General features: G+C 68.2%; 29 protein-coding genes. 20 read left to right on the forward strand and 9 right to left on the reverse strand.

Going from position 1 to position 26294, the window contains the following annotated elements; translation table 11 throughout:
• Positions 1 to 22 precede the first annotated feature (22 nt).
• The 3 genes from ABTW65_RS00665 to ABTW65_RS00675 are packed head-to-tail and all read right to left on the reverse strand — an operon-like array spanning position 23 to position 2360.
• A complete protein-coding gene (locus tag ABTW65_RS00665; protein WP_350657842.1) occupies positions 23 to 493 on the reverse strand; it encodes a GNAT family N-acetyltransferase in 471 nt (156 codons plus the stop codon).
• Positions 490 to 945, reverse strand: coding sequence for a hypothetical protein (locus ABTW65_RS00670; protein WP_350657844.1), 456 nt, complete (start codon positions 943 to 945; stop codon positions 490 to 492). Before ABTW65_RS00670 ends, ABTW65_RS00665 begins: the two co-directional genes overlap by 4 nt.
• An 8-nt stretch (positions 946 to 953) precedes the next feature.
• Positions 954 to 2360, reverse strand: coding sequence for an MFS transporter (locus ABTW65_RS00675; protein ID WP_350657845.1), 1407 nt, complete (start codon positions 2358 to 2360; stop codon positions 954 to 956).
• A 157-nt stretch (positions 2361 to 2517) separates the two neighbouring features.
• On the opposite strand from ABTW65_RS00675, the gene ABTW65_RS00680 reads away from it, so the two are divergent.
• Positions 2518 to 2730, forward strand: coding sequence for a dodecin (locus tag ABTW65_RS00680; RefSeq protein WP_350657846.1), 213 nt, complete (start codon positions 2518 to 2520; stop codon positions 2728 to 2730).
• A gap of 28 nt (positions 2731 to 2758) precedes the next feature.
• Here the strand turns inward: ABTW65_RS00680 and ABTW65_RS00685 are convergent, their stop codons facing one another.
• Complete coding sequence (locus ABTW65_RS00685) at positions 2759 to 3259, reverse strand: Lrp/AsnC family transcriptional regulator (protein WP_350658620.1); 501 nt, start codon at positions 3257 to 3259, stop codon at positions 2759 to 2761.
• A 104-nt stretch (positions 3260 to 3363) separates the two neighbouring features.
• Between ABTW65_RS00685 and ABTW65_RS00690 the strand changes: the two genes are divergently transcribed.
• The 3 genes from ABTW65_RS00690 (at position 3364) to ABTW65_RS00700 (ending at position 6068) form a co-directional block, all read left to right on the forward strand.
• On the forward strand, positions 3364 to 4548 hold the full coding sequence (locus tag ABTW65_RS00690) for a trans-sulfuration enzyme family protein (protein WP_350657847.1): 1185 nt from the start codon (positions 3364 to 3366) through the stop codon (positions 4546 to 4548).
• 121 nt (positions 4549 to 4669) lie between these two features.
• Positions 4670 to 5377 carry a hypothetical protein gene (locus ABTW65_RS00695; RefSeq protein WP_350657848.1) on the forward strand — a complete coding sequence of 236 codons (708 nt, stop codon included), beginning with the start codon at positions 4670 to 4672 and terminating at the stop codon, positions 5375 to 5377.
• Between the two features lie 22 nt (positions 5378 to 5399).
• On the forward strand, positions 5400 to 6068 hold the full coding sequence (locus ABTW65_RS00700) for a hypothetical protein (RefSeq protein ID WP_350657849.1): 669 nt from the start codon (positions 5400 to 5402) through the stop codon (positions 6066 to 6068).
• A 16-nt stretch (positions 6069 to 6084) separates the two neighbouring features.
• On the opposite strand, the gene ABTW65_RS00705 is transcribed toward ABTW65_RS00700, so the two are convergent.
• A complete protein-coding gene (locus ABTW65_RS00705; protein ID WP_350657850.1) occupies positions 6085 to 7089 on the reverse strand; it encodes a 5'-3' exonuclease in 1005 nt (334 codons plus the stop codon).
• A 57-nt stretch (positions 7090 to 7146) separates the two neighbouring features.
• Entirely contained in the window at positions 7147 to 8589 is a 1443-nt protein-coding gene (gene zwf / locus ABTW65_RS00710; protein WP_350657851.1) for a glucose-6-phosphate dehydrogenase, read from the reverse strand.
• A gap of 211 nt (positions 8590 to 8800) precedes the next feature.
• Between zwf and ABTW65_RS00715 the strand changes: the two genes are divergently transcribed.
• The 8 genes from ABTW65_RS00715 (at position 8801) to ABTW65_RS00750 (ending at position 13894) form a co-directional block, all read left to right on the forward strand.
• Positions 8801 to 9088, forward strand: a complete 288-nt coding sequence (locus ABTW65_RS00715; protein WP_141791345.1) for a WXG100 family type VII secretion target — start codon at positions 8801 to 8803, stop codon at positions 9086 to 9088.
• A gap of 122 nt (positions 9089 to 9210) precedes the next feature.
• Complete coding sequence (locus tag ABTW65_RS00720; RefSeq protein WP_350657852.1) at positions 9211 to 9510, forward strand: hypothetical protein; 300 nt, start codon at positions 9211 to 9213, stop codon at positions 9508 to 9510.
• Positions 9510 to 10742, forward strand: a complete 1233-nt coding sequence (locus tag ABTW65_RS00725; RefSeq protein ID WP_350657853.1) for a hypothetical protein — start codon at positions 9510 to 9512, stop codon at positions 10740 to 10742. The genes ABTW65_RS00720 and ABTW65_RS00725 overlap by 1 nt, the downstream gene beginning before the upstream one ends.
• Complete coding sequence (locus tag ABTW65_RS00730; protein ID WP_350657854.1) at positions 10742 to 11371, forward strand: hypothetical protein; 630 nt, start codon at positions 10742 to 10744, stop codon at positions 11369 to 11371. Before ABTW65_RS00725 ends, ABTW65_RS00730 begins: the two co-directional genes overlap by 1 nt.
• Positions 11364 to 11918 (forward strand): hypothetical protein, encoded by a 555-nt coding sequence (locus ABTW65_RS00735; protein ID WP_350657855.1) that lies wholly within the window; start codon positions 11364 to 11366, stop codon positions 11916 to 11918. Before ABTW65_RS00730 ends, ABTW65_RS00735 begins: the two co-directional genes overlap by 8 nt.
• A complete protein-coding gene (locus ABTW65_RS00740) occupies positions 11915 to 12781 on the forward strand; it encodes a hypothetical protein (protein ID WP_350657857.1) in 867 nt (288 codons plus the stop codon). The genes ABTW65_RS00735 and ABTW65_RS00740 overlap by 4 nt, the downstream gene beginning before the upstream one ends.
• 111 nt (positions 12782 to 12892) lie before the next feature.
• A complete protein-coding gene (locus ABTW65_RS00745; RefSeq protein ID WP_350657858.1) occupies positions 12893 to 13078 on the forward strand; it encodes a hypothetical protein in 186 nt (61 codons plus the stop codon).
• Positions 13079 to 13087: 9 nt separating this feature from the next.
• Positions 13088 to 13894 (forward strand): aminotransferase class IV, encoded by an 807-nt coding sequence (locus ABTW65_RS00750; RefSeq protein WP_350657859.1) that lies wholly within the window; start codon positions 13088 to 13090, stop codon positions 13892 to 13894.
• Positions 13895 to 13952: 58 nt separating this feature from the next.
• Here the strand turns inward: ABTW65_RS00750 and ABTW65_RS00755 are convergent, their stop codons facing one another.
• On the reverse strand, positions 13953 to 14714 hold the full coding sequence (locus ABTW65_RS00755; protein WP_350657860.1) for a hypothetical protein: 762 nt from the start codon (positions 14712 to 14714) through the stop codon (positions 13953 to 13955).
• A 260-nt stretch (positions 14715 to 14974) separates the two neighbouring features.
• On the opposite strand from ABTW65_RS00755, the gene ABTW65_RS00760 reads away from it, so the two are divergent.
• The 8 genes from ABTW65_RS00760 to ABTW65_RS00795 all read left to right on the forward strand — a co-directional run bounded on the left by ABTW65_RS00760 (position 14975) and on the right by ABTW65_RS00795 (position 22769).
• Positions 14975 to 16318: a hypothetical protein gene (locus ABTW65_RS00760; protein WP_350657861.1), complete on the forward strand. Its 1344-nt coding sequence runs from the start codon at positions 14975 to 14977 to the stop codon at positions 16316 to 16318.
• A gap of 139 nt (positions 16319 to 16457) precedes the next feature.
• Positions 16458 to 17531, forward strand: coding sequence for a class I SAM-dependent methyltransferase (locus tag ABTW65_RS00765; RefSeq protein ID WP_350657862.1), 1074 nt, complete (start codon positions 16458 to 16460; stop codon positions 17529 to 17531).
• Between the two features lie 89 nt (positions 17532 to 17620).
• Positions 17621 to 18145, forward strand: a complete 525-nt coding sequence (locus ABTW65_RS00770) for a 2'-5' RNA ligase family protein (protein WP_350657863.1) — start codon at positions 17621 to 17623, stop codon at positions 18143 to 18145.
• A gap of 89 nt (positions 18146 to 18234) precedes the next feature.
• Positions 18235 to 18936: a class E sortase gene (locus ABTW65_RS00775; protein ID WP_350657864.1), complete on the forward strand. Its 702-nt coding sequence runs from the start codon at positions 18235 to 18237 to the stop codon at positions 18934 to 18936.
• Between the two features lie 64 nt (positions 18937 to 19000).
• Positions 19001 to 19633 carry a TetR/AcrR family transcriptional regulator gene (locus ABTW65_RS00780; protein WP_350657865.1) on the forward strand — a complete coding sequence of 211 codons (633 nt, stop codon included), beginning with the start codon at positions 19001 to 19003 and terminating at the stop codon, positions 19631 to 19633.
• A gap of 32 nt (positions 19634 to 19665) precedes the next feature.
• Complete coding sequence (locus ABTW65_RS00785; RefSeq protein WP_350657866.1) at positions 19666 to 20901, forward strand: NADH:flavin oxidoreductase/NADH oxidase family protein; 1236 nt, start codon at positions 19666 to 19668, stop codon at positions 20899 to 20901.
• Positions 20902 to 20916: 15 nt separating this feature from the next.
• Positions 20917 to 21882: an oxygenase MpaB family protein gene (locus ABTW65_RS00790; RefSeq protein WP_350657867.1), complete on the forward strand. Its 966-nt coding sequence runs from the start codon at positions 20917 to 20919 to the stop codon at positions 21880 to 21882.
• A complete protein-coding gene (locus ABTW65_RS00795) occupies positions 21879 to 22769 on the forward strand; it encodes an alpha/beta fold hydrolase (protein ID WP_350657868.1) in 891 nt (296 codons plus the stop codon). The genes ABTW65_RS00790 and ABTW65_RS00795 overlap by 4 nt, the downstream gene beginning before the upstream one ends.
• Here ABTW65_RS00795 and ABTW65_RS00800 read toward each other — a convergent pair.
• Both ABTW65_RS00800 and ABTW65_RS00805 read right to left on the reverse strand, forming a co-directional pair.
• On the reverse strand, positions 22758 to 24389 hold the full coding sequence (locus ABTW65_RS00800) for an ABC-F family ATP-binding cassette domain-containing protein (protein ID WP_350657869.1): 1632 nt from the start codon (positions 24387 to 24389) through the stop codon (positions 22758 to 22760). The genes ABTW65_RS00795 and ABTW65_RS00800 overlap by 12 nt on opposite strands.
• 254 nt (positions 24390 to 24643) lie before the next feature.
• Complete coding sequence (locus ABTW65_RS00805) at positions 24644 to 26218, reverse strand: SulP family inorganic anion transporter (protein WP_350657870.1); 1575 nt, start codon at positions 26216 to 26218, stop codon at positions 24644 to 24646.
• Positions 26219 to 26294: the final 76 nt, after the last annotated feature.

Raw genomic sequence — 26294 nt, forward strand, 5'->3', positions numbered from 1 at the left:
ACCTCCCACGAGATGTTGACCATCAGAGTATCGGCTGCCGTGCGGCCGGCCACGCGCACATCACCTTCGCGCGGACCGTGGCGCCGAGGCGTCGATAGAACCGGATCGCGGCGTCGTTGTCGGGTTGTACGCCCCAAGTGATCGTCAGGCCGCCGGAGCGGCCGGCCAGCTCGATCATCAGCAGTCGGCCGACGCCGGCGTCGCGATGGCCGGGGCGTACGTAGAGGTCGTCGAGGGCGATGATGTCGCTGCCCGACCACAGGTGCAGGCGGCGTACGGCGGAGACGTAGCCGACCGGTTCCCGGTCGATCTCGGCGAGCAGCACGGTGATGTCCGGGCGCTCGAGGTAGCCGGCCCACTGCGCGGCGGTCACGGTGACGGAGCCGGACTGGGCCTGATGGGCGGCGATCTCGCCGATGAGCGTCAGGACGGTCTCGGCGTCCTCAGGGGTGGCTTCGCGTACGACGACGTCCGGGTCGGTGTGTGCGGTCATGCTGGTTCCCGGTCGGTCGCGGCGTGGGCGTCGGCGTGGTGGGCGTGGCTCCCGGAGTATTCGCCGGGGCGCGCGAGCATCGCGGCGAGCATGAAGAGCAGCATGAGTACGTGACCGAGCAGCATCAGGCCACCGGCGTCGATGACCCCGAGCCAGAGGAAGGGGAAGAGGACCACGAAGCCTGCGTACATCGCTGCCGACATCTCGAGGATCGGCCTCGATCCGTGGCCGCGGAAGCGCATCCAGGCAGCCATCGGGATCACCATCGTGGTGGCCATGACCAGCGAGTCGACGTCGGCGCGATGCACCCACGCGCTCTCCGGCTGGCCGCCGACGGCGAGCTGCCAGAGCGGGTAGAGCACCATCATCCCGACGGCCATCGCGATGACCATCTGGAGGTAGTGGAGCGCGAACGAGAGCGCGCGGGGTCTGGGGCGGTGGGTCTTCGTCATGACTCGGTCTATCGGTGGGTATCGGTGGGTGCCGGTCGACCGGGGATCAGTGCCCCGGCGAGGACGGCGGCGAGTGCTGCGATGACGGCCGCGACCAGATAGGCCCTCACGAACCCGTCGGTGGTGCCGTTGACGAGGCTGGCCGCGGCGACGCCGGACATCACCGCGGCGCCGAGCGAGGCGCCGAGCTCGTGGAAGGTGCTCAGGATGCCGGAGGCGACGCCCGCGAGATGCGGCTCGACCTGGCTGAGCGCGGTCGCGGCCGCGACCACGAAGAGGACGCCGAGGCCGGCGGAGCCGACGCTGACCGCGATCACGGTGGACAGGGTGCTCATGCTGATCGCGGGTACGACGAGCCCGGCGGCGGCGATGAGCAGCCCGGCGACCCCGAGGGTGCGAGCGCCTAGGCGGCCGATGAGCCTGCCGGCCAGCTGCGCGCCGACCATCGTCGCGGCGGCGACCGGAAGGAACAGCAGTCCGGTCGCGAGCGGCCCGTGGCCGGCGGCGCTCTGCAGGTAGAACGTCCCGAGGAAGAACACCGCCACCATCAGCCCGGTCGCTACGAACAGCACGAACGTGCCGGCCAGGACCGGTCGCCGGGTGACCAGCGCCGGGTCGATGAGGGGATGACGCGTACGTCGCAACCAGCCGGCCAGGACGGCGTATCCGACGAGCCCGGCGACGACCAGGACGATGGTGCGGCTAGAGGTCCAGCCCTCGTCGCCGGCCTCGATGAAGCCGAGGATCAGCAGCCCGGTGGAGGCGGTGACGATCAGTGCGCCGATGAGGTCGAGACGTACGTTGCCTCCCCATGCGGCCAGCGGCGGGAGCTGCCGCGCAAGAAGGATCGCCACGACGACGCCGACGGGCACGTTGATCAGGAAGACCCATTCCCAACCCGGTCCTGCGGTCAGGGCGCCGCCGAGAAGGACGCCGATCGCGGCCCCTCCGGCCCCGAGCGCCGACCAGATCCCGAGCGCCCGGTTGCGCTCCTCACCGTCGAAGAGCCGGACCACGATCGACAGGGCAGCGGGGGAGAGCATCGCCGCCCCGACCCCCTGCGCGACCCGCCCGCCGATCGCCAGCTCGGCGCTGGTGGCGAGGCCGGTGGCCAGCGAGGCCACGGTGAACGTCGCGAGCCCCGCGAGCACCACGGGCTTCGGGCCGAACAGGTCGGCAGCCCGGCCGCTGAGCAGCATCAACCCGCCGAACGCGAGCGTGTACGCACTCACCACCCAGGTCAGCGCATCCCGCCCGAGGCCGAGGTCGGCGCCCATGTGCGGCAGCGCGATCGCCACCACGGTGACGTCGAGGATCAGCATGAACTGCGCCAGCCCCAGCAACCCGAGCAGCCGCCATCGGCGCGGGTCGGCGGACTGGTCGACGGCTTCGCCGGCGTTGGTCTCTGAAGTCATGGCGCGCCTCCTGATGGCACAAGTCGAACACTGATGTACGAGATACTAACTCGAACACCGATGTTCGACAACGGAGTTTCTCGTGGCGTCACCCCTTGCACGGTCCCGACGTCGCGCCCAAGGTGGATACAGCGACCATCGAGAGAAGGGCAGGCCCATGTCTTCACACACCTACCGCGTCACCGAGATCGTCGGGACCTCAGACGAAGGACTCGAGCAGGCGATCCGCAACGGCGTCGGCCGCGCAAGCAAGACGCTGCGGCACCTGGACTGGTTCGAGGTCACGCAGATCCGCGGACACGTCGACGACGACGACATCCAGCACTTCCAGGTCGGGCTGAAGGTCGGCTTCCGGATGGAGGACGAGTGACGCAGCCGCAGCGCTGAGCTGGGGAGCGCTACGCGGGGTCGCGAGGAAGTACGCCCGGCCCCTCGCGCAGCTCGAACACGAGCTGCGTCTCGGTCTGCCGTACGACCCGGTGGACGGTCACGTGCTGCAGGACGAAGTCACGCAGCGCCTCGGCATCCTCGACTGCGACGTGGAGGTGGAAGTCGTCCGCGCCGGCGACGTGGAAGGCCTGGATCACGCCAGGGGTTGTGGCCAGATCGTCGTAGAGCTTCTCTACGTGCTCCTTGCTGTGGCTGCCGAGCCGCACCTTGATCACGGCCTGCAGCGGGTAGCCGAGAGAACGGACGTCGACGTCGAGCCGGCGGCCCGTGATGACGCCGCTGTCGCGCAGGGCCCGCAGCCGGTAGGCGCAGGTCGACTCGGCGAGGCCGAGGCGCGATGCGAGCGCCTTGTTCGTGAGCTCGGGGTTGGTGGCGAGCTCGCTCAGGATGCGGCGGTCGACGGAGTCGAGGGCGGCTGCGGATGGTTGTACTTTCGCCAACGGGCTCACCTGGATCACTGGTCGAGTTGCTCGAAGACGCCAGTATCAGGGGTTCAACTGGATCTTCGGCAATCAATATGGCTTGATCTTGTGGTTCCGGCCAGCATCACATCATGCCGATTGCGAACCCTCACCTCGACTCGCTCGCCGTCCACGCCGGACGGGAGGACCTGGCGATGTACGGCGTCCACGCCCTCCCGATCGACCTGTCCTCGACCAATCCGCTCCCCGACATCGAGCGCGGTGGCGCGTCGTACGAGGCCATGGCGACCGGCGGTCATCCGCTCCCGGACGGCGGGTCCGTCTACCAGCGGCTGTGGAACCCCACCGTCGCGCGGTTCGAGTCAGCGCTGGCACAGCTCGAGCAGGCCGAGACGTCGGTCGCGTACGCCTCGGGGATGGCGGCGATGACCGCAGCGATCATCGCGAGCACGTCGTTCAGCGGCAAGCGGCACGTCGTCGCCGTCCGCCCGCTGTACGGCGGCACCGACCACCTGCTCGCCTCCGGCCTGCTCGGCGTGGAGGTGACGTTCTGTGCGGAGCACGAGGTCGCCGCCTCCATCCGGTCGGACACCGCGCTGGTGGTTCTGGAGACCCCGGCCAACCCGACCCTCGAACTCGTCGACATCGCGTCGGTCGTCGCGGCCGCCGGTGACGTACCGGTGCTCGTGGACAACACCTTCGCCACCCCGATCCTGCAGAACCCGCTCACACTGGGCGCGGCGATGTCGCTGCACAGCGCCACCAAGTACATCGGCGGCCACGGCGACGTCGTCGGTGGCGTGATCGCCTGCGACGAGGAGACCGCTGCCCACCTGCGCCAGGTCCGCGCGGTCACCGGCGGCCTCCTGCATCCGCTGGGGGCGTACCTCCTGCACCGCGGCATCGCCACCCTGCCGACCCGGGTGCGGACCCAGCAGGCCGGCGCGGTCGAGATCGCGGCCTGGCTGCGGTCGCACCGGGCAGTCGAGCACGTCTACTTCCCCGGGGAGGACGACGATCGGGGCCTGGTCGGCAAGCAGATGCGTGGCCCCGGTGCCATGGTCACGATCGCGCTTCGGGGTGGGTACGAAGCGGCCGCCCGCGTGACCTCGTCTGTCCGGCTCTTCACCCACGCGGTCTCGCTCGGCGGCGTCGACTCGCTCATCCAGCACCCCGCCGGCCTCACCCACCGCCCGGTCGCCGCCCACGCCAGGCCCTCAGCGAACCTCGTACGCCTCTCGATCGGCCTCGAGAGTCCAGAGGACCTGATGGCCGACCTCGACCAGGCCCTCTCGAGTACGCCCGAGTTCGCCTGAACAACCTGGGAGGGCCGCGGTCTCGGTGTGCCGAATACTCGGTACCTCGTCCCGTGGCTTCCCGCCACCGAATGGCCAGGGAGGAGCGTCGACGTCACTTCTACAGCCCAGGGGAGACGCGATGACGCAGAACGCGAACGGGGATACAGAGGCTCCGACCGTGCTCCAAGAGCCAGCACCGGTGCAAGAGAGCCCCGACGTGCAGAACCCGGCGCCGGTCGGCAGGTGGCCGTGGCAGATCTCGGCGGCCATCGCGGCCGTTGCTCTGATCGCTTTGCTTGTGGTCCTGGCGTACGGCTGGGTCTACATCGTCCAGCACAACGAAGCGCAGGAGCGGGCAGACTGGGAGCAGCTGCTCGGCATCATCGACCGGGTGCAGAACATCGCGCTGTTCGTGCTCGGCGCACTCCTCGGTGTGTCAGTCACGGGCGCCGCAGCGAAGGGCGCGGCTACCGCTGCCGACCAGAACAAGAAGGAAGCCGAGAAGCAGCACGATGCGGCCATGCAGAACATGCAGGCGGCGGCGAACAACATGAAGGTCGCCGAGGTCGCCGTACGTGACACTCGCGCCGCCGCGTCGGAGCTCGCCTCGCAGATCGCCAAGCTGAAGGCCAGCTCCGCCCAGGACCTCCTCGACAAGATCGGCGAGAACCTCCAGGTCCTCGACCTTGCCCAGACCACCTCGGCCGACCCGCTGAGCGATCTCGGCCTGAACGGGGCCAGCCGGTATGTGGTGCTTCCGGAGTCGACCCTTGACGCCGTGGGCGGCGCACCCGACACGAGCGACGCCGAGAGGCTGGTCGCGGAGCTCCAAGACCGGTGGGCGTGAGGGAGATCTGCTGACCAGCGTCATGTGGAAACCCGATGACCTTCGCGGCGCCGCGCCGGGTCCGATCGGCGCTGCGATCGCGGTCGCGGCAACGATCACCAGTCTCGGCGATGCGGTCGCTGACGGCGTTGGGCACGCTGATCGTTACGACGAGCTGGATGAGCCAGCACGCAGGCACTCGAGGAGACCTGAAGTGGTCGGACGACGATTCGCAACCTTGCTTACCGTTCCTATTGCCCTGGCCGCGTTCGTCGCAATTCCCGCGAGCGCCTCGGCCCAAGCAACGGTCGACCGCTTCTCGGAGACGTTCACGGCGGAGCCAGGGGAAGTTGACGACACGTGCGCAGGAGACGGGGTCGTCGGCATTCTGACAGGGGCCGGCACCTTCGCCGGCCAACAAGTGACGACCAACAACGGCGACCACTTCCGCGCGACGATCACGTTCCACACCCGGGTCGATTTCGCGGACGGCAGGTACTTCATCGCGGAGCAGTACGAACACATCGGATCCAACGACAACCCAATGGTGGGTGTGGTCACGTTCGGGGGCACACTCCAAGAGAAGGGCACGTTGTACGACGCCGAGGACACCGTCATCGGGCATGAGATGTTCCACGCCCGATTCAGGACGACGATTGTGGACGGTGACGTCGCCGTGGAGTTCGACAGAGGCTTTATCAGCTGCCGGTAGGCGCGAGTCGAGGCGTCTACGAGACCGTCGAAGCTGGATTCGTACTCAGCACTCGTTGCGCGACCGCGGTGGTCGCCTCGACACCGAGGAACCCGACGACGCGGGAGACCCGGTCCAGGTCGAGGGGGAGGAGGCCGGGGGTGCCGGGAATGTCCGGGGTGAGTCGGAGGTCGAGGTCGTCGCGGCAGGTCATCATGCGCAGGTTGAAGTCGTAGCGCGCCCGGGCGTCGGGTGCGGAGAGCGCGCGGACGACGCGCGCGCCGATGCGGCGTACGCCGGTGTTGGCGGCCCACGCATCGAGGACCGTGGTGACCATCTGGCCGGAGTTGTGGTCGATGTCGGACCAGACGCCGTCCATCGGGCCGACCTGGTCGAGCAGGGCGGCCGCGGATTTCTCGCCGATGCCACTCACGCCGGGCAGGTTGTCGCTGGCGTCACCGCGCAGAGCGGCGTACTCCAGATAACGGGAGGCCGGCACGCCGTACATCGCATACAAGCGGGCGGGGTTGAGCAGGGGAGAGCCGTTGATCCCGCCGTTGATCAGTCGCAGGACCTGGGTGTGCTCGCTGATCAGCGCGAACGCGTCGCGGTCGGAGGTGATGACGACGCAGTTCCAGCCGTTGCGGCCGGCCCACGCCGCGGCGGAGGCGTTGACGTCGTCGGCCTCGAGGCCCGGGGGAGTGAGGGTCGCGAGGCCGAGGGCGTCGAGGAGCGAGCCGGCCCGGTCGAGCTGCTCGACCAGCAGCGGGTCCTTCTCGGCGCGGCCGGCCTTGTAATCGGGATAGGCGTCCCTGCGTACGGATGCGGTGCGGTCGTCGAGGCCGAAGAGCACCGCGTCCGGAGCGAAGGCGTCGATCGAGTCGAGGATCTGCCGCAGCATGCCGTGCAGCGCCCAGGCGGGCCGGCCGGCATGGTCGATCATGCGGGTGTGCGCCCGAGCGTGATGGTTGCGATGCAGCAGCGACGGGGCGTCGACGACGAGCAGGAGGCGGCGGGGGCTCGGCGAGCTGGTCATCGACATCGCGCCCATCGTAGGTGCGCGATGTCCCGGTTCGAACGAGCCCCTGCCGTACGCCGCCTAGTTCGACCGGTTCCTTCCCAGCCGCCAGCCGCCGACCGGCAGCTCGAGCGCCGACTCCGGGCCCCAGGATCCCTGCGGATAGCTCTCCACGTCGGGTCGATGCTCGAGGACCGGCTGGCAGATCTCCCACAGCCGCTCCACCTCGCGCGCACTGGTGAACAAGGTCCGGTCGCCGTTCATGACGTCGAGGAGCAGTCGCTCGTACGCCTCCAGCGGCCCGGCGTCCGGGGTGTCTCCGGCGAGGTCGAGGCGGAAGACCCCCTCGACCAGCGCCATGCCGGGGCCGGGGCGCTTGGCCCGGACGTCGATCTCGATCCGGGCGTCGTCGCTGAGCTCGATCACCAGCTCGTTGGGCTCTGCCCGGCCGGAGTCCGCCGGCTGCAGCCACTGGTGCCGCGGGTCGATGAACCGGATCGTGATCGTCCGCCGTCCGGCCGCGAGCGCCTTGCCGGTGCGCAGGTAGAACGGCACCCCGCGCCACCGGTCGTTGTCGATCCACGCCTCGATCGCGACGTACGTCTCCACATCGGAGTCTTCGGCGACATCGGGCTCCTCGCGATAGCCGTCGTACTGCCCGAAGACCACGCGCTCGGGATCCAGCGGCCGCACGGAGGCGAAGGCGGCGGCCTTCGCCGCGCGGATCGCGCCTTCGCGGAAGGCGTGCGGATCCTCCATCGCCACGAACCCGAGCAGCTGGCACAGGTGCGTGGTGACCATGTCGCGCAGGCAGCCGGTGCCCTCGTAGAAGCTGCCGCGCCCGGTGACGGTGAGCTTCTCCGGTACGTCGATCTGCACCGACTCGATGCTGTGCCGGTTCCAGGCGGGCTCGAAGAGACCGTTGGCGAAGCGCAGCGCCAGCAGGTTCTGCACGGCCTCCTTCCCGATGAAGTGGTCGATCCGGAAGACCTGCACCTCCTCGAACGCCTCGCTGAGCACCGCATCGAGCTCGCGTGCCGAGGCGAGATCGGTGCCGAACGGCTTCTCCGCGACCAGCCGGCTGCGGACGTTCAGCCTCTCCCGCGCGAACATCCCGACCATCCCCTCCACGGCCTGCGGCGGCACGGAAAGATAGAGGAGGCGCTGTACGTCGCCGACCGTCTGCCCCCTCGCCAGCGCGAGCCGGTCCTCGGCCGCATGCACCGCCTCGGCCAGCGCGGCGCCGTCCTCGGCGGAGGAGGCGACGAAGCTGATCCGCTCCAGCAGCGGCCCGGCGACGGACTCGTCGACGTCTCCGACGAACTCCTTCAGCGCCTGGCGAACGTGGTCACGAAAGTCGTCGTCGCTGCCCGGCGAGCGCCGCCCGCTGCCGATGATCGCGAGCTGATCGGGAAGCCGCTTGGCAAGCGCGAGCCGATACAGCCCGGGAAACAGCTTGCGGGCGGCCAGGTCACCGGTCGCGCCGAAGAGGACGAGTACGTGCGGGGCTGGTTTCGTGGGCACATCCTTAGTCTCCGCCACCCGCGGTAATCGGTGCCAGGGACTCGCGCTACCAGGGCGCGATCAGTTGCGAAGCCCACAGGAGGATCCAGATGACCAGAGCGACATTTTACTATCGGAGATGTTTAGAACTCGACGTAGTGGGTAGAACCATCCTGACAAGCGGCGCCTCAGCGGGTGTCGTGCAATGAAATCGCGGGAAAGGCAATGATCGATGAGCGACTTCGGGGCAACGTACGACGAGATGACCGGCACCGCCGACAAGCTCGACCAGGGTAAGGACACGATTGAGTCCGCTCTGGACGAGTGCCAGGGTTACGTCGATGAGCTGGTTCAGGACGGGTTCAAGACGGAGAAGGCGTCGGGCAAGTTCCAGGACGGCTACTCCGAGATGACCACGGGTCTGAAGGACGCCATTGCTGGTGTCGAGGACATGGCTCAGGCTCTTCGTGACATGGCGACCGCCATCCAGGACCTCGACAGCCAGCTCGCCGGCGGCTGAGAGTTGATCCCCAGCTGGCGGGGATCGAAGACGGTCCTCGCCAGCTTCCCCTGACCATTGCGAGGTTGCCCGGCATCCTCGGCGCGACCGTATAGAGCAGCAAGGACCTGGAGGCGAACTTCGTGGCAGACGTGTTGATTCCGTTCGAGCGGATGGAGGAGCTGAGCAACGCGCTCGGTCTGATCATCACCGAGTTCAAAGAAGCCAGCTCGCGCACGGGTGAGCTGGAGAACGCCATCCGTACGCCGCTGCCCGGCTGGACCGCGTTGAAAGATCGAGCTAGCGACTTCGAGTCGAAGTGGGACGACAAGCGCGAGACATTGCGCGAGAAGCTCGAAGAGATGAAGAAGCGGGTCGACGAGAACCGGAAGGCCTGGGCCGACCTCGACGCCGAGCTGGCGCAGATGCAGGAGGGCTCCTGATGACCGAGAACGACCCCAAGTACCGCCGGCCCTCCATGCCGGACACGCACGGTGGACGAGAGCTGCTGAAGGTCGACGGCGACGCCGGCGACATCGGCACCCGGGCCGACAAGATCGTCGACCTCGGCGAGAAGATGTCGACCGCGGCCGACACGCTGCAGCTGTTCGCCGACGGCGACCTCGGTATCGGCGACTCCCTGGAGAAGATCCGCGAACAGGCCAAGGAGGTCTACGCAGACCTGCGCACCGCCGGCCAGCGCTACACCCCCAGCGGCGAGGCGCTGAAAGCGTACTCGCAAGCACTCCAGACCGTTCAGGACGCGACCGACAGCCTCGTCACCAACGCCGAGAACGCCTGGGAATCAGTAAACACCACCTCCTTCGCGCTGCTCGAGGTCCAGCAGGCGCAGGAGCAGCACGACCAGGAGGCCGAGAACAAGCCCGCCGGCGAGGGCGACGGCGAGTCCGAAGCTCAGCGGCCGGACGCTTCGGGTGAGCAGACAGCCTTCGACTCGGCAGTCGCCGACTGGGAAGGCTACTGGGGAAACTACGACGCCCCTGTCGAGACCTGGGAGGACGCGTACGGTGCCGCTCGCGACGACCTCGAGGAGGTCAACGAGAACGGCGTCGAGGACGGGTTCTGGGACAACGCGATGCCCTTTGTCGAAGGGGCGCTCAAGGTCCTGCAGGTCATCGGCTTCGTCGCTCTGATCATCGCGATCTGTTTCACGGGACCGTTTGCGGCTCTCGCAGCCGTCATCGGCATCATCGCCGGGGTCTTGACCCTGGCCCTCGAAGCCTCGAAGTTCTTGGCGGACCGAGGTTCGGGACGCGGCATGACATTGGCGATCCTTGGCGTCGTTCCGTTCGGCAAGTTCGCCAGCCTCGGAAAGCTGGCCGACGGATTGTCGTCGTTGAAGTTCTCCCGGCTCGCCGGGTCGGCCAGAGCATGGGGACAGGGTCTGGACTCCGCAGCAATGAGGAAGTTCGGGATCGACGGGGCGGACTGGATAGGGCGCCACGGGTTGAACACGAGGAACATGCTTCGAGGGTTCACGATGCTCAGCCATGGCGGCCGCAACACCTATTCCCAGGCGCTGCATGCGCTGGGCGGCTTCTCTCCGGGGACCGTCCCCGGCTCCCTCGCGGACGCTCTCGCTGGGACGGCACAGGGTGTGGGAACGTCGATCTCCAACATCGTGGGCATGGGCGACCTGATTGTGGGGAGCTGATGGGTATCGCTGACAGCCTTCGCGCCGAACTCTTCGGCGCGACCACGAAAACTCCTCCGTTCGGTTTGCTCTTACCCCAAGGGTGGGCGAAGCAACCCGCTGACTTGAACGCGCTGCGCGACCAGGTCCAGGCCGTGATGGGTCGTTCACCTGGGGTTGATGTCATCCGGATGAGGGCCAGCGTTGAGGCGATCCTGGCCGAGGCGGACAACGCAGACGCTCAGGCACGCGAGCGGATGATCGCATCGGTCTCCCAGGTGGACGTACCTGTCGACGACTTCGTCCCGATGAGCATGGCGTTGGCCTGGGTCGAAGCACCTGCTGGTTCGGCGATGACGTCGATGGCCAAGCAACTGGTCACCGAACGCGGCGCGGCACCGCTCGACGATCGAGGCACCATCCTTCGATGGATCGACCGTGTCGACCATTCGGTCGACGGAGGCACGGTGCACACGGTGCAGCCGACGTACCTCATTCGCGTCCCACATGCGCCGGACACTGCACTGATGATCCGCACGACCATCCTCGACGGGGGCAACGGCGAGCACGCCGCCGAGCACGACGTCCGGGCGATGACGCTGCTCAGCGACGGGATCGTGGCTACGTTCCGTTGGAGGAACGATGGCTGACTTCACCATCGCTCCCGACGCGGCGCTCTGGCACGAGGTGCCCAACGTGGACGGCGAGGCCCGGTTCGTAGCCCAGAGGACAGCCGGACTCGAGGGAGAGGCCAAGGCAGTCGCGACGACCATGGCTGAGTTCGCCCTCGCCACCCGTGGAGCGACCGGAGACCTAACGTTGTTGCTGCAGGAGCCGGAGTCGTCGTTGTACGCAGTGGCAGGCTTCGCGCTCTACAGCGACCGAGTGCCTCCGACGTCCGAGCAAGAGGCGCTGGACCTTGTCACGGAGGGCAACGTCGGTCCATGGGACCCGACCGTCGTTCCGGTTGAGCTCGGCACCGTACAAGGGTTCCGTGTGTCCGAGTTTCTCCCTGCACCAGATGACGGTGGGGCGAGCGACGATCTCACACACCTACAGCTCATCCAGACGACGTACGTCCTCTCTGCGGGGGGTCGCCTTGGGGCTGTGTCTCTGACTCCCGCCCCCTCGCCAGCAGCCGGTATAGTGCTCGCGCTCATCGAGCCAGTCATTTCGACCTGGGAAGTATCGGTATGAACAACACCAACAGCAAGGTGCAGGGCGAGATCGCGAAGGCGGTCGAGACGACGAACGTGAGCGATCTCAACGCTGCCCGGCTTGACGAGATCGTGCTCGAGGCGACCGGCAACGACGAGCTAGCCAGCGATCTCTTCCGCTCGGCAGAGAAGTTCGAGCTGGCAGCGTCGCACAAGGCGTACCAGCGAGACGAGGGACCCTGGGGCGCTGTTGGTGTGCTCACGGTGATCATCGCCGCTGCCGCTGCCGGCGGCATCTTCGGTAGGTATGGCCAGTCGCCAGGACTGATGTGGATGCCGCCGGTCCTGTCGCCGGTGGTCGCTGCCCTCATCACGCTCATCGCAGCGGCGTCAACGCACAAGCCAATGGGGCGTAATGCTGCCGGCTCATGTGTGATCGCGTTGGTGCTGATCGTGGCCGCGGGAGTCGTCACGCTGCTCGCTCCGGGATTGAAGCCCTGGGAGCAGGTGTCGGTCATCGCCTCGATTGCGGTCGCGCTCGGGGGCGTTGTCTGGATCCACCTCGTCCGCGCGCGGAACCCTGAGGCCGCCCGCGAACGCGATCTCGGCCTCTTCCTGGCCCGGAGCGAGGCTCGAACAGCTCTCGCTGAGGAACGCCGGCGGGCGATTGACGCTCTAGACAAGCGCCTCCGGGACGCGGGGGTGGACGCTGCCTCCCTCGAGTCGCTCTGGACGTACGCGGCAGGGTGTGCTGACAAGCGCGGCGCAAAGGGACTCGAGAGGGTGAATGGCCCCGTGGGGGCGTCGAAGCTCACCGCCATCTTGAACATCCCGCGCGATCATCACGACATAGCCGGCGAGCGGGCCGAAGCGGCCTGGGAGGCCAAGCGCCAGAAGTCTTGACACGAAGCTGGCCGAGCATCGGCCAGCAACGACACCAAGATTCCCTGGGCGTTGGCGATCTGCGTTAGTTGGCGATGGCGCATGCGCAGTAGCTGACTAGATAGCCGTGAAGTGGCGGAGGACGCCGTCCTCAGTGCTCGCGCCGATGACGTCGGTGCGGATGCGAGGACATCCGGGGCGGCGTTGGCGACGGCGTGGGCCTTGGTGACGCGCGGCGCTGAGTTCGAGGTAGGCGTCCTGCGCGTGATGCGCGACGATCTGCACGACGGGGGAGAGCCTGCCGTCGCCTACCTCTGAGGTGACCAGGTGGCAGAGTTTGTCGCTATGGCGACGATCCACGGCATCGAAGCGACCTCCGACGAGCTGAGGGCGCTGGCGCTGACCGGCTACGGACACTTCACGTCGATGCACGTTGAAGAAGGCGGCGTACGTGGCTTCGATCTGCACCTGGAGCGCCTGGTCAGCAACGCGAAGGCGGTCTTCGACGCCGATCTCGACCGAGAGTTGCTGGTGGCGGACATCCGCGCCGCGATCGCTGGGACAACCGGGAACTACACCCTGCGTGTGACGATGTTCGACCCGGCGATCAACCTCGGAAACGTCGGTACGGTCACCGCGAAGCCGGTCCCTCTCATCACGACGCGCGCCAGCCACGTCGGCGCGCTGCCGCCGATGCAAGTCAAGACGGTCGCCTTCCAGCGCGACACACCGGAGGTCAAGCACGTCGGGCTGTTCAGCCCGCTCCATCACCGCGTCGCGGCCAAGAGGGCAGGGTTCGGCGACGTACTGTTCAACGATCCCACCAGCACCAACATCTCAGAAGGCAACACCTGGAACATCGGCTTCATCGCGGCCGACGGCACGGTGGTCTGGCCAGACGCGGCTGTGCTTCCTGGCGTGACGATGGCACTACTTCGCGGCGCGAACGACCGATACGTCGCGCAGGCGATTCCGTTCGCCGAGATCGGTCGCATGCAGGCTGCGTTCGCCACCAACGCCAGCATCGGCGTACGCCCGATCAGTGCGATCGATGGCCACCACTTCAATCCCGACCATCCTGCGGTCGCCAGCCTGCAGCGGGCATACGCCACAATCCCGGCCCAACGAATCTGATGGACGCCTAGCGACTCCACGCCGCGGCTTCGCAGCCGAGTTGAAGGGATCGGAAGGTTTAGTTCGTGGGAAGCTTGCTGGGCCGTCGATTGGGGTGACGGAGCAGATCGTCGACGTACTCCGCGAGCGGCACTGGACCGCTAGCCATCAGCCCGGCCGGTACTCGTATCTCGGCGTCGGCGCCAGACACGCGGATCGCCACCCTCGGTTCGGGGGTGATCTCGACGCGGTCCAGTTCCGCCCAGTTCGCCGACCATTCGCGTCGATAGCCGCGATAGGTGATCGCGTCTCGGGTCAACACCAAGCCGTTCAGTCTGTACATACCCATGGCCACCATGATCAACACGGGGAGGCAGATCACGGCGACGAGGAGAGACATCGTAAAGGCCGCGGCCGACCCCGTCGTCAACTCGCCTCTCAGGATGCCAACTAGGAATGCGATCGGGTAGGCGATCGTGCTGACAAGAGCGATGAGGAACATCGACGCGACCAAGCGAGACCCCGGCGCCCACAGTTCTCCGTCTCGTTCGTCGATCACGAGCTCTCGGGACCGCCGGGCGATGGTCGTCCTCCACAGTGCGACATCGATTGCTGCCAACCCGAGACAAACGATGCCGAGGGCAACTCGGCCCGCGGTGGACCCGATGGTTCCAACTGCGAAGCCGAGAACGGTCACGCCGGCTGCAGCGAAGAACACCAAGTGGACCTTGAGGACGTCGAAGGAAACCGCGGGTGCGATGGCGAAGCGAGCGTTCTGCTGTCCGTCCCCTCGGTGATCAGTCCCGGAACGTGATGGCATCGCCGACTGCCTCCAGACCATCGTCGATCTTCTCGCGGGTCTCATCCGACACCCAGGTCCTCGTAAGCGTATTCGGCACCAAGGCCAACAAACGACACCCGCCAGGGGCCGCTGGGCCGCGACTGTAATGACTGGTGCCGGCACCGTTCAGCGCGGCACCACTGACGACGGCGGCCGCGCCGAAGCACCGCCAAGCACCGCCAACTACACCGGCAGTTTCGCCAACTACCCTGAGGGTGCGAGGCCGTCTGCTTGGACACGTCTCCCGGCCGAGGCGGTAGTTGACTATTACGCGCGGGCTCGGAAAGGACTCAAGTCCCTTCACTCGGCGGGGAACCCCTCTTTACGTTGGGAAAACGGCTTTCGCTCGCCAGTTATCTCAACGGCCAGCGGACGCTGTCTCCGAGCAAGTTGGTGAGGAGACATCGATGAAGACGAGGCGTACGAATCGGGTGCTGGTAGTCGGCGCGGCACTGGTGATCGCAGCCACGACCTTGACAGCCTGCGGGGGATCGGAGCCCAAGGTGCTGTCTGAGGCTGACGTCAATGACGCGGTCGTTCCGCTCGCAGCGCTCGGGTCCGGGTGGAAGGAGTCCATGAGACAGGACGAGAGCGACGACGAATCGCTGGGGTGTCTGAAGGGCACGGAAAGCACGGCTGAGGGGACGAAGGCCAAAGCGAAGGCGGAAGGCGCCTACGAGGTTGCCGGCGACATGGCAGTGACCTCGGTGTCGAGTGCTGTGGCGTCCTATGCGACCACTGACGAGATCGAGGGCGCGCTGGACTCGGTGCGGGATGCGCTCAAGGGCTGCAAGAAGGTCAATGAGACGGACAGCGAGGGGACGACGATCTCGCTGGAGTTCACCGTGGACGAGAAGAAGTCCCACGAGGGCGCCGACGAGCAGGTCAACGTGGTCGCAACGGGCACCAGCGGCAGTTCATGGATGGAGTTGCCGGTCGTGCTGGCGATGACCTTCACCCGGATCGGGAACCAGATCGTCACCATCACCTACGTCGATCTGTCGAACTCGTTGACCCCGGCGTACGCGGATCTCACCAAGGCGGCCGCCCAGCGGGTGATCGATGTTCAGGACGGCAAAAAGCCGTCCGGGAAGGTGATTGATGGATTCGCGCAAGGAGGCGAGGATGCGGCGACTGGGCCGGGCAGCAGCGCCGAGGAGCAGTTGCCGTTCGACGGTGGTGAATTCACCTGGAGATCTGGTGTCACGATGAAGGTGACGGTCGAGAAGTCCGAGCCGTGGGGGACGACAGACGACTTCTGCGGTGATGGCTCGTGCGGTGTCGCCGAACCTGGCGACACCCGGTTCGCCTTGAAGTACGAGATCACCGTTCCGACGGACTTCGACGGCTCATTCGAGCCGATCGGCTGCCCTGGACAGCTTCACGTCGAGTCCGGCAACGACGAGGAGGCCTACATCGACGTCGCAGGGGAGAACGCGAAGTACCTCGACGGCACGATCCGGTCTGGTGCCACGAAGTTCGGCGTCGTGGAGTACGCCATCAAGAAGGCGTCGGCCAGCCAGGAGTTCTACATCGAGTCCAGTTGTGGTGATCCGGAAGGCAGCGAAATCGCGTTCTTCGGAGGCACCGTGACCGCCGGGTAGCGACGACCGGTAACCGTCCGGCAGGGGGATCAACGAGCCGCGGAAGGCGTACGGCGCACGCCGAAAGGGCCGTACCTGAAACCCGGTACGCGCCTTAACCGGACTGCTCGGGCGAAGGCGACCGGGCGATTGTGGAGCGATGGATGCATCGCAGCAGACGACGGATGAGGTCGCTGAGCGCCTGTTCGGGTCGCTCCTCGGCACGGTCGAGATTGTGTCGGTCTTCATCGGAGACCGGCTGGGCTGGTATCGCTCCCTGGCGGATGAGGGGCCGGCGAGTGCGGTGGAGCTCGCGGGGCGTACGGGGACACAGGTGCGGTATGCACGGGAGTGGCTCGAGCAGCAGGCGGTGGTGGGGCTGTTGGTGGTCGATAAGGACGGCGAGCCTGACGATCGCCGGTTCGCCATCCCGGCCAGCACGGCGGAGGTGATGACGGACTCGACCAGCTTGGCCTATCTGGTGCCCATCGCCCGGATGTTCGGGGCGGTCGGGCCGGCGCTGCCTCGGCTCATGGAGGCTTACCGGAACGGTGGCGGGGTCAGCTGGGACGAGCTCGGGGATGACGCTCGGCAGTCGCAGGCGGCCGGCAATCGGCCGTGGTACGAGAAGCAGCTCGGTCAGGCGCTGGCAGGCGTGCCCATCGTCCACGACGCCCTCGCCATCCCTGAATGTCGGATCCTCGACGTGGGTAGCGGCGGGGGATGGTCGAGCATCGCCCTGGCTCGCGCCTACCCCGAGGCTACCGTGCTCGGCATCGACATCGACCAGCCATCGGTCGACATGGCCGTAGTCAACGCTCGCGAGGCGGGGGTTGAGGACCGGGTGCGGTTCGTGTGCCAGGACGCAGCCACCATTGAGGAGGGGACCGTCGACGTGGCCTTCGCCTTCGAGTGCGTGCACGACATGCCCCGGCCCGTCGAGGTCCTCAGCGCGGTCCGGAGGACGCTCGTGCCCGGCGGATCCATGGTGGTGATGGACGAGGCGGTGGCGGACAGTTTCGCGCCGGACGGCGACGAGCTGGAGCGGCTCATGTACGGGTTCAGCCTCTTGGTCTGTCTGCCGGACGGGCTCTCGTCGCCGCCGAGCGTCGGGACCGGGACGGTGATGCGGCCCTCGACATTGCAGGGCTACGGCGAGACCGCGGGGTTCAGCGGGTTCGAGGTTCTCCCGGTCGAGGAGTTCGGGTTCTGGCGGTTCTACCGGCTCTTCTGATCCGTCGTGGCGACGAGCCGTTCAAGGCGTACGCGGCACGTTCGATGATGCCTGCCGCCTACGCGCCCGGCTTGTGTCACGCTGATCTCATGGCGCTTGCGGTGTGCCAGCTCTTCGACGCTCGGTCCGACCGGCTGGTGCGTGAGCTCTGGGCGCGGTTGGAGGAGGCTGGAGTCCGCACCTTGGCGAGCCACACCCACGGCCACCACCACCCGCACCTCTCGCTCGCGGTCCTTCGGACGTGGGAGCTCCGTCCGGTGCGCGACACGCTCGACGGGCTTCCGGAGGGCGAACCGTTCCACTGCGCCAGTCATGGCTCACTGATCTTTCCGCGTGGCCGGGTGGCCCTGGCGCCCTCGTTTTCAGCCACGGTGGCGATGCGGCAGGACCGAGTCGCGAGAACGCTCCTCGAGACCGGAGCAGACCTGCACAAGCACTACCGGCCCGGTATGTGGTTGCCGCACGTGTCGGTGGCCACTCGTGCCTCGGCGGACCAGCTTCCTGTGATCGTCAACGCCGTCGCGGATGTCCTTCCGCTCGAGCTCCATGCGGTTCGCACCGCTTTAGTGGACAGCAGCAGCGGCCGGATCTGGTGGCTGCCCCGGATGCTCTGACCAGCTCTCCTGACCGCATCTGGGCAGATCGGGCCTTGCGGGTCGGCGTACCGTGGCTCGGGAACCAGTAGCTCGCGCGAGGCGGCGCCATGAAGATCGCATTGTCCCGGGTCGTCGGCGCGGTCCTCGGCGCGCTCGTGCTCGGTGGGTGCGGCACCGAGACCCCCTCGGGTAAGAGCACACCGCCGGCAGCGTCGAGCTCCCCGCCGGATACGACATCCCCAACCGCATCCTCGACGGCGTCACCGAGCACCACCGAGCCCGCGCCGCTGTCCTCCGACGGCCGGCCGATGCGCGGGGAGCTGACCATCCCCGCGATCGGACTGACCGATCTCGAGGTCGTGCCCTACCGCGGGTGGACCGACGATGCTCCCGGGACCGAGATCCAGAACGGCGGCGTCGCGGCCAGCCCATACGGTCCTCGCGGCGGCACCGGGCCGGGTGGGATCGGCAACTACCAGGTGACCGCGCACCGGCTCTCCTCCACGCGGGCGTTCCTCAGGCTGCCCGAGCTCGAGCCGGGGGACCGGGTCCGGGTGCGCACCGAGGAGGCGACGTACGTCTATCGCATCACCGGCACCCGCGAGACGTCGTTCCGGTCGGCGGCGTCGCTGCGCGCCCAGCGCGCCGCCGTCCCCGGCAAACCCGGCCAGGAGCCCACCCGCGCGATGATCACGCTGTCGACCTGCGCCACGCCTGAGGACCACGCCGTCGGCAACTACTGGTCCGACGAGTTCGATAACCCCGAGCACCGCATCGACAAGATCGGGCTCCTCGTCGCCGTGCGATGAAGCATTGCGTGACGCGCGACACATTCAGAGCCATTGAACTAGAGCACCTGCTCTAATTGCCTGCATGTCCCGGCAGCGACTCCACATCCTTGACGATCTGCTCGACGTCGCCGAGCAGATCGTGACCAGCAGCGACCCGTCCGGGCTGACGCTGCGGTCGCTGGCTGCGGCGGCGGGGGCGTCGAACGGGTCGATCTACCACGCGTTCGGATCGAAGGACGTGCTGCTCGCGCGGCTGTGGCTCCGGTCCACGTCCCGGCTGCACGAGCTCATGACCCAGGCCATGACGGCGAGCACCGGATCGACCGACACCGCGGGTGTGGACGCGGTCGTGGCAGTGGCGTTGGCTCCCGTCGAGTTCGTACGCCGCTTCCCGGCCAGCGCCCGGCTCTTCTTCGCGCAGCGTCGCGATCAGCTCTTCTCCGGCGACCTTCCTCCCGATGTTGAGGCCGAGCTGGCGGCGACACAGGAGCGGTTCGTGGAGCTGCTGATCACGCTGGCGCGCGGCGTCTGGGACCGCGGTGACCACGCCGCGGTCGAGGCGATCGCGGTCTGCATCGTCGACCTGCCCGGCGGGATCCTGCGGCGTTGTCTTCTCGAGGGTCGCGAGGCCGATGAGGCGACTGCTGCCCGTCTGGAGGCCGCCGCGCGCGGAATCCTCTCCGTCCCGCTTGAGCCACGTTCAGCCAAGGCGTAGCCCACCACACCGTCCGCATCGAGGAGCAACCCGTGACCTATGACCATTCCGTGCTGGCGCAGCCGCTGGAGCTGCCGAACGGCTTCGTGATCCCGAACCGGCTGGCCAAGGCTGCGCTGAGCGAGGGCCTGGGCCGGCGCGACTTCACCCGGGGCACGCGCATCAAGAACCTCTACCGGCGCTGGGCCGAGAGTGGCGTGGGGCTCTCGATCACCGGCAACGTGATGATCGACCGCAACGCGATCGGCGAGCCGGGAAACGTCGTGGTCGAGGACCACGACCATGACGAGGACCTGGCCGAATGGGCACGCGTGGCGAAGTCCGGCGGCTCGAAGGTGTGGGTCCAGATCAACCACCCGGGCCGGCAGACGCCGCGTACGCTCACTCCCCATCCCGTGGCACCCTCGGCGATCGCCGTGCCCGGCGCGGGTGGCCTCTTCGCCGAGCCCCGCGAGCTGACCGCGCTTGAGATCGAGGACCTGATCCGTCGCTTCGCCACCACAGCGAAGGTCGTGACCGAAGCAGGCTTCGACGGCGTACAGATCCATGGAGCGCACGGCTATCTGATCAGCCAGTTCCTCTCGCCGCTCTCCAACCAGCGCACCGACGCGTGGGGTGGAACTCCGGAGAAGCGGCGCCGCTTCGTGCTCGAGGTCTTCCTGGCCATCCGTGCCGAGGTCGGAGCACAGACCCCGGTCGCCATCAAGCTCAACTCGGCCGACTTCCAGAAGGGTGGCTTCGGCGAGGAGGAGTCGCTCGAGGTCGTGCACGCGCTCGCCGAGGAGGGCCTGGACCTGCTCGAGATCTCCGGTGGCACCTACACCTCGGCGGCCATGCTGGGCGTGGACCCGTCGCTGAAGGCGAGCACGCGGCGGCGGGAGGCGTACTTCCTCTCCTACGCCGAACGCGTCCGCGCCGAGCTCCCGGCGTTGCCGTTGATGCTCACCGGTGGGTTCCGCACGGCCGGCGGGATGGTCGACGCCGTCGAGTCCGGGGCCGTCGACCTGGTCGGCCTCGGCCGGCCACTCACGGTGCAGCCGGACTTCCCGGCCGAGCTGCTGGCCAGCCGCGTCGACGAGAGTGTCGTCAACCCGCGGCGCAGCGGGATCCGGCTGCTCGACAGCCTCACCGAGCTGACCTACTACAGCGTCCAGATGTGGCGGATGGCCAAGGGCAAGGAACCGGCACCCGACCGGCACGCCGCGCTCAACGTCACCCAGTACCTCCTCAACAACGGCCTCGAGAGCCTGCGCTCCCCGCGCGGCTGACCGGAAGGAACCAACATGACGGTGACACCGAAGGTCCCCGAAACGCGTCCGGACGGATTTCCGGCGGTACGCCCCGAGAGCCGTCCCGAGCTGCTGGCACCGGGTTCGCCCGCATGCCGCGTTCTCGCGGAGCCGCTGACCGCGCTCTACGGCCTACCCGGGTTCCTGCTGCCGCTCATGCATCCCGCCACCGCCGCCGCGACACTGAAGCGCGACCCGGTCTTCGCCGATCCCGACGCCGACATCCTCGACTTCGCCCGACGGCTCCGCGACACGATCGAGATGATCGCCGGCGCCGCGCACGCGGGGGAAGAGGCCGACCACATCGCCTACGCCATGCGGGAGCTGCACCGGCCAATGCGCGGCGAGGACACTCGCGGGGCGACGTACCACGCCTGGACCCGCGACATCTGGACCTGGAACTGGGCCGCGATCACGGCCGGCTTCATGCGCGGCTACGAGGTGCTCCGCGGCTGGCCCGACCGGGAGTTCCGCGACGACGCCTACCTCGGGCTCATCGAGGTAGGCCGACGGTTCGGCGTGCTCGGGATGCCCGCGACGTACGGCGAGTTCCTGGCGGTCTGGCCCGCGGAGCGTGACCGCGTGGCCGACCCTCGCAACGACGGGGTCCGGACCCTGGTCGGGCTGACCCGTGCCCGCGGTCTACCGGCACCCCGGGCGCTGCGAGCGGTGCCGCTACCGCTGTGGGCACTGGTCACCGCGCCCATCCGGCACTTCCTGCGGGTCGCCATCATGGTCGGGCTGCTGCCCGAGGAGCGCGAGATGATCGGCTTCCCGGAACGCGCCATGGATCGTGTCAGCCTCCGCGTCCACGTGGCGTTCTGGAGACTCGTCCTCCCGCGGGCGATCTCCTACCGCGTCGGGCTCGCCTGGATGTCGGCGCGCGCCCGGTGGTCGACCCCGGTGTGGCGTACGCACTTCTCGGCCGAGGCACTCGCCGCGAGGGCGGAGTCCGCATGACCACGGTGACCACCAGCGACGGGTTCGAGCTCGCGGTCTACAGCGCCGGCGACGAAGCCACCAGGCCGACCGTCGTCCTCGTCCACGGCTTCCCCGACGACCACACCGCCTGGGACGGGATCGTCGAGCATCTGGCGGAGGACCACCACGTGGTCACCTACGACACCCGCGGCACCGGTGCCTCCGGCAGGCCGGGCAGGATCGCCGACTACCGCCTCGACCAGCTGGCCGCAGACCTCCGGGCCGTCCTGGACCACGCCGACACCGGCGCCGGGGTCCACCTGGTCGGCCACGACTGGGGATCGGTGCAGGCCTGGCACCTGATCACCGGGCCACAACGCGACGGCATCCTCAGCTTCACCTCCATCTCCGGCCCGTGCATCGACCACATCCCTGGGTGGGTGCTCCGCAAGGCGCGGGTGCGCCGGTTCCGCGACATCGTCGCGATGTGGAAGTCACCGCTCTACATGGGCTTCTTCTCGATTCCTCTCCTGGCCCCGGTGCTGGCGCGCCTCGGGCTGATCGACCCGGTCATCAGGCTCTCGCTGAAGGTCTTCGAGCGGCCCGAGCCGCTCGATCCGCGACCTGCCGGCCCCAGCGCTCGCCGCAACGCCGCGTCGATCCGGATCTACGCCGCCAACGTGCTCCCGCGTCTGCTCAGACCGGTTCGGGGTGGCACCGACGTACCCGTCCAGGTGCTGACTCCCGGGCGCGACATCTTCATCCCGCCGGTCACCCAGTCCGACCCGCACCCGGACGTCGGGACGATCGACATCCGTGAGGTGCCGGGCGGGCACTGGGCGCCAACGTTCAACCCCGGCGTGGTCGGTGACCTCGTGGCGAGCTGGGTCGCGCGACACCGCCAGGAGCCGGTCTCACGTACGTGATGTGCGACCGGGAGGCCCGTCCAGGTCCCGACGCTGGTGCATTCGCCCGTCCCCATCGAGCTCGATGACCGTGTCGATGCCGATCCGCTCCAGGAACCCGTGGTCGTGGCTGACCACGAGCAGGGCGCCGCGGTAGGCGTCGAGGGCCTCGGCGAGCTGCTCGACGCTGGTGATGTCGAGGTTGTTGGTCGGCTCGTCGAGGATCAGCAGCTGGGCGGGCGGGTCGGCCAGGAGCAGGCGGGCGAGGGAGACGCGGAAGCGCTCGCCGCCTGAGAGCGTACGCACCGGGCGGTCCACGCTGTCGCCCCGAAGCAGGAGCCGGGCGAGCTGGTTGCGGATTGTTCCCGGCGGCAGGTCCGGCGCCACGCTGCGTACGTTCTCCATCGCGCTGGCCTCGTCGTCGAGGCCGTCGAGGCGCTGGGGGAGGAGACCGACCAGGTCGGTGAGAAGACGGCCACGTGGCCGGCCTGGCACCGGGTCGCCACCCCGGACGAGCTGGTCGAGAAGGGTCGACTTCCCCGAGCCGTTCGCGCCGATCAGCGCCACCCGTTCCGGCCCCTGGATCACGACGGCCCGCCCCTCGTCCTCCAGCTCCGCGATCCGGCGGCCGCGCGGCACGCCGGGGTCGGGGAGGGTGAGGTGGATGTGCTCCTCGTTGCGTACGCGGGAACCGGCTGCATCGACGGCGGCCTGGGCGGCCTTCACCTTGTCGTCGAGCGTCGAGCGGAGCGAGCCGGCGGACGCCTGGGCCTTGCTGGCGCGGTTGCCGGCCAGGATCTTCGGGATCCCGCCGTCCTTCTGGGTCTTCTTCGCTGTCCGCTCGCGGCGGGCGAGCTTCGTCTCGGCCTCGATGCGCTGCCGCTTCTCGACCTTGAGCGCCTGCTGGGCCGAGCGGGCAGCCTGCTCGGCGGCCGCCTGCTCCTGCTCCCGGTGCTCCTTCCAGGCGCTGTACGGTCCGCCGAACGTGCTCAGCGTCGCGCCGAACAGCTCGGTGGTGCTGTCCATGTGCTCGAGCAGCTCGAGGTCGTGGCTGACGACTACGAGCGTCCCCGGCCACTGGTCGACGAACTCGGCGAGCTTGGCGCGGGTGGCTCGGTCGAGGTTGTTCGTGGGCTCATCGAGCAGGGTGATCGGGGTGCGGCGGATGCGCAGGCCGGTGATCGCGATCAGCATGCTCTCGCCGCCGGAGATCTCGGCGACGCGACGGTCCAGATCGGCTGCGGAGAAACCGATCTGGTCCAAGGCCTCGTCGGCACGGGACTCGATGTCCCAGTCGTCGCCGATCGCGTCGAAATGGCGCCGGTCGACCTCGCCGGCCTCGATCGCCCGGATCGCGGCGAGGATGCCGTCGATGCCGAGCAGGGTGGCGATCGTCGTGTCGTGCCGAAGGGTGAGCGTCTGCGGCAGGTAGCCGACCTCGCCGCCGGCATCGATCTTCCCGGAGGTCGGTGTCAGCTCGCCGGCGATGAGCCGGAGCAGGGTGGACTTGCCGGCACCGTTGCGACCGATCAGACCGGTCTTGTCGGTGCCGAAGGTGCCGTTGACCCGTTCGAGCGCGACGGTGCCGTCAGGCCACTCGAAGGTCAGGTCGCGCAGGGTGATGGCAGATGGGGTGGACATGGTTGTGTTCTCTCGTCTCTTCCGTCGAGCGACAGGGCGCGACGGGGATCAGGTACGTGTCGACAGAAACGCGAACGTGCCGGAGAGCTTCACGCGTCGACGCCCGGGAAGGGCGGACGCGCGTGTGCGTCGAGAAGTGATCGTTCACCGATGCGGGATGCCCGCACGGGCGAAGCCACCGGCAGTCCGGTGGCTAGATCTTGTCCACTTCGATCAGCTCCACGCCTTCACTTTATCAGCCGGACGGAGCCCGCTCATCCGACGAACCCGTCCTGCTCCGCCTCGACGAACCACGGCGCCCGGCGGAGGGTCTCCAGCACATCATCGGGCACGTCGAGGAGCATCAGCTCGGTCTCGTTGGCGGCGAGGTCCTCGCGCAGCGAGCGGAGTGTGTTGAGCAGCGGGACGGTGACGTGGATCAGTGCCGAGACGTCGAGGGTGACCGTTCGGGGACCGGCGGCCTGCACCAGCCCGAGCGCCGCGTCGTAGGTCGCTTGGGCGTTGCCGGTGTAGAGGTCGCCGGTGAGCACGAGCGGCAGCACCCCCTCGGGCCCCGGACCCGAGGGCTTGAGAAGGCGCACCCTCGGCTGGTTCACCGCGCGGATGACCAGCAGCAGGGTGAGACCGACCCCGACCGCGACGCCGAGAAGCATCCCGCCGGTCAGCCCGACGGCGGCGACGGCCAGCGCGACCCAGAGCTCGGCCCGGTCGATGGCGGCGTACGTCCACAGCTCGCGCGGGTCCAGCAGACCGGCCACGGCGACCAGCACCATGGCGGCCAGGATGGCCTGGGGCAGGTCGGCCAGCAGAGGCGCCAGCGCGAGAGCGACGAGCAGCGCCAGGCCGACGGTGACGAGAGCGGAGAGCTGGGTTCGCGCGCCCGAGCGAAGGTTCACGGCCGACTGCGAGAACCCGCCGGCCGGGGGCAGCGACTGGGTGAGACCACCGGCCAGGGCGCCGATCCCGGTGGCGACGAGCTCGCGGTTCACATCGATGGGTGGCTCGTGGCGACGCCGGTTGGTCCGCGCCACCAGCACCGTCTCCAGAAACGACATCAGCGCGATCGCGATCGCGCCGGGGAGCAACCCGATCACGTCGTCGACGACCGGCAGGCTCAGCGACGGCAACCCGGTCGGCACGGGGTCGATGAGGGCGAGGCCGCGGTCCTCGACGCCACTGAGGGCCACCAGGCAGATGCCCGCCGCGACGACCACGAGCGGCCCCGGCACGGCCGGAGCCAGCCGACGGAGCATCAGGAGTATCACGATCGCGGCGAGCCCGACCACCGCGGTCACCGCCGAGAGCTCAGGGAGCTCGCGGGCGACCGCGACCAGCTCCTCGATGAAGCCTTCCGCCTCCGGGTCCGCCGACAGGCCGAGCAGAGCCGGCAGCTGACTGGCGACGACGGTGAGGCCCACGCCGAGCCGGATGCCGGTCATGGTGGCGGGGGAGATGCTCTCGACCAGCGCGCCCAGCCGGGCCAGACGCATGATCAGCAGACAGATGCCCACCAGGAAGGTCAGCGTGAACGCCGCCCGAATGAGCTCGTCGGGGCCACGCTCGGGCAGGGTGGCCAGCGAGCTGGCCACCAGGACGGCGATGGTCGACGTCGTCGAGACGCTCAGCGCACGCGCGCCACCGAGGAGGGCGTACGCCGCCATCGGCAGCAAGCACGTGTAGAGCCCGACGCTGGCAGGCATCCCCGCGATCGTGGCGTACGCCATGGCCTGGGGGATCACGACCGTCCCTGTCGCGAGCCCGGCGAGCACGTCCCCACGCAGCCACGAGCGGCGGTAGCCGCCCATCGTCGGGACCATCCACGTATTCACAGCGCCCACCTCATCGTGTCCAAGCGGTTCGGCAGCTCACCCGAGTCGGGGGAGGTCGCCCGCGCGACGGCTTGCC

The sequence above is a fragment of the Nocardioides sp. NPDC127503 genome (genome assembly GCF_040302165.1).
Lineage (GTDB): Bacteria > Actinomycetota > Actinomycetes > Propionibacteriales > Nocardioidaceae > Nocardioides.

Coding starts and splice junctions, on each gene's coding strand:
- ABTW65_RS00665 (WP_350657842.1), bottom strand. CDS start 493: ATGACCGCACACACCGACCCGGACGTCGTCGTACGCGAAGCCACCCCT.
- ABTW65_RS00670 (WP_350657844.1), bottom strand. CDS start 945: ATGACGAAGACCCACCGCCCCAGACCCCGCGCGCTCTCGTTCGCGCTC.
- ABTW65_RS00675 (WP_350657845.1), bottom strand. CDS start 2,360: ATGACTTCAGAGACCAACGCCGGCGAAGCCGTCGACCAGTCCGCCGAC.
- ABTW65_RS00680 (WP_350657846.1), top strand. CDS start 2,518: ATGTCTTCACACACCTACCGCGTCACCGAGATCGTCGGGACCTCAGAC.
- ABTW65_RS00690 (WP_350657847.1), top strand. CDS start 3,364: ATGCCGATTGCGAACCCTCACCTCGACTCGCTCGCCGTCCACGCCGGA.
- ABTW65_RS00695 (WP_350657848.1), top strand. CDS start 4,670: ATGACGCAGAACGCGAACGGGGATACAGAGGCTCCGACCGTGCTCCAA.
- ABTW65_RS00700 (WP_350657849.1), top strand. CDS start 5,400: ATGTGGAAACCCGATGACCTTCGCGGCGCCGCGCCGGGTCCGATCGGC.
- ABTW65_RS00705 (WP_350657850.1), bottom strand. CDS start 7,089: ATGTCGATGACCAGCTCGCCGAGCCCCCGCCGCCTCCTGCTCGTCGTC.
- ABTW65_RS00715 (WP_141791345.1), top strand. CDS start 8,801: ATGAGCGACTTCGGGGCAACGTACGACGAGATGACCGGCACCGCCGAC.
- ABTW65_RS00725 (WP_350657853.1), top strand. CDS start 9,510: ATGACCGAGAACGACCCCAAGTACCGCCGGCCCTCCATGCCGGACACG.
- ABTW65_RS00730 (WP_350657854.1), top strand. CDS start 10,742: ATGGGTATCGCTGACAGCCTTCGCGCCGAACTCTTCGGCGCGACCACG.
- ABTW65_RS00735 (WP_350657855.1), top strand. CDS start 11,364: ATGGCTGACTTCACCATCGCTCCCGACGCGGCGCTCTGGCACGAGGTG.
- ABTW65_RS00740 (WP_350657857.1), top strand. CDS start 11,915: ATGAACAACACCAACAGCAAGGTGCAGGGCGAGATCGCGAAGGCGGTC.
- ABTW65_RS00755 (WP_350657860.1), bottom strand. CDS start 14,714: ATGGTCTGGAGGCAGTCGGCGATGCCATCACGTTCCGGGACTGATCAC.
- ABTW65_RS00765 (WP_350657862.1), top strand. CDS start 16,458: ATGGATGCATCGCAGCAGACGACGGATGAGGTCGCTGAGCGCCTGTTC.
- ABTW65_RS00770 (WP_350657863.1), top strand. CDS start 17,621: ATGGCGCTTGCGGTGTGCCAGCTCTTCGACGCTCGGTCCGACCGGCTG.
- ABTW65_RS00775 (WP_350657864.1), top strand. CDS start 18,235: ATGAAGATCGCATTGTCCCGGGTCGTCGGCGCGGTCCTCGGCGCGCTC.
- ABTW65_RS00780 (WP_350657865.1), top strand. CDS start 19,001: ATGTCCCGGCAGCGACTCCACATCCTTGACGATCTGCTCGACGTCGCC.
- ABTW65_RS00790 (WP_350657867.1), top strand. CDS start 20,917: ATGACGGTGACACCGAAGGTCCCCGAAACGCGTCCGGACGGATTTCCG.
- ABTW65_RS00795 (WP_350657868.1), top strand. CDS start 21,879: ATGACCACGGTGACCACCAGCGACGGGTTCGAGCTCGCGGTCTACAGC.
- ABTW65_RS00800 (WP_350657869.1), bottom strand. CDS start 24,389: ATGTCCACCCCATCTGCCATCACCCTGCGCGACCTGACCTTCGAGTGG.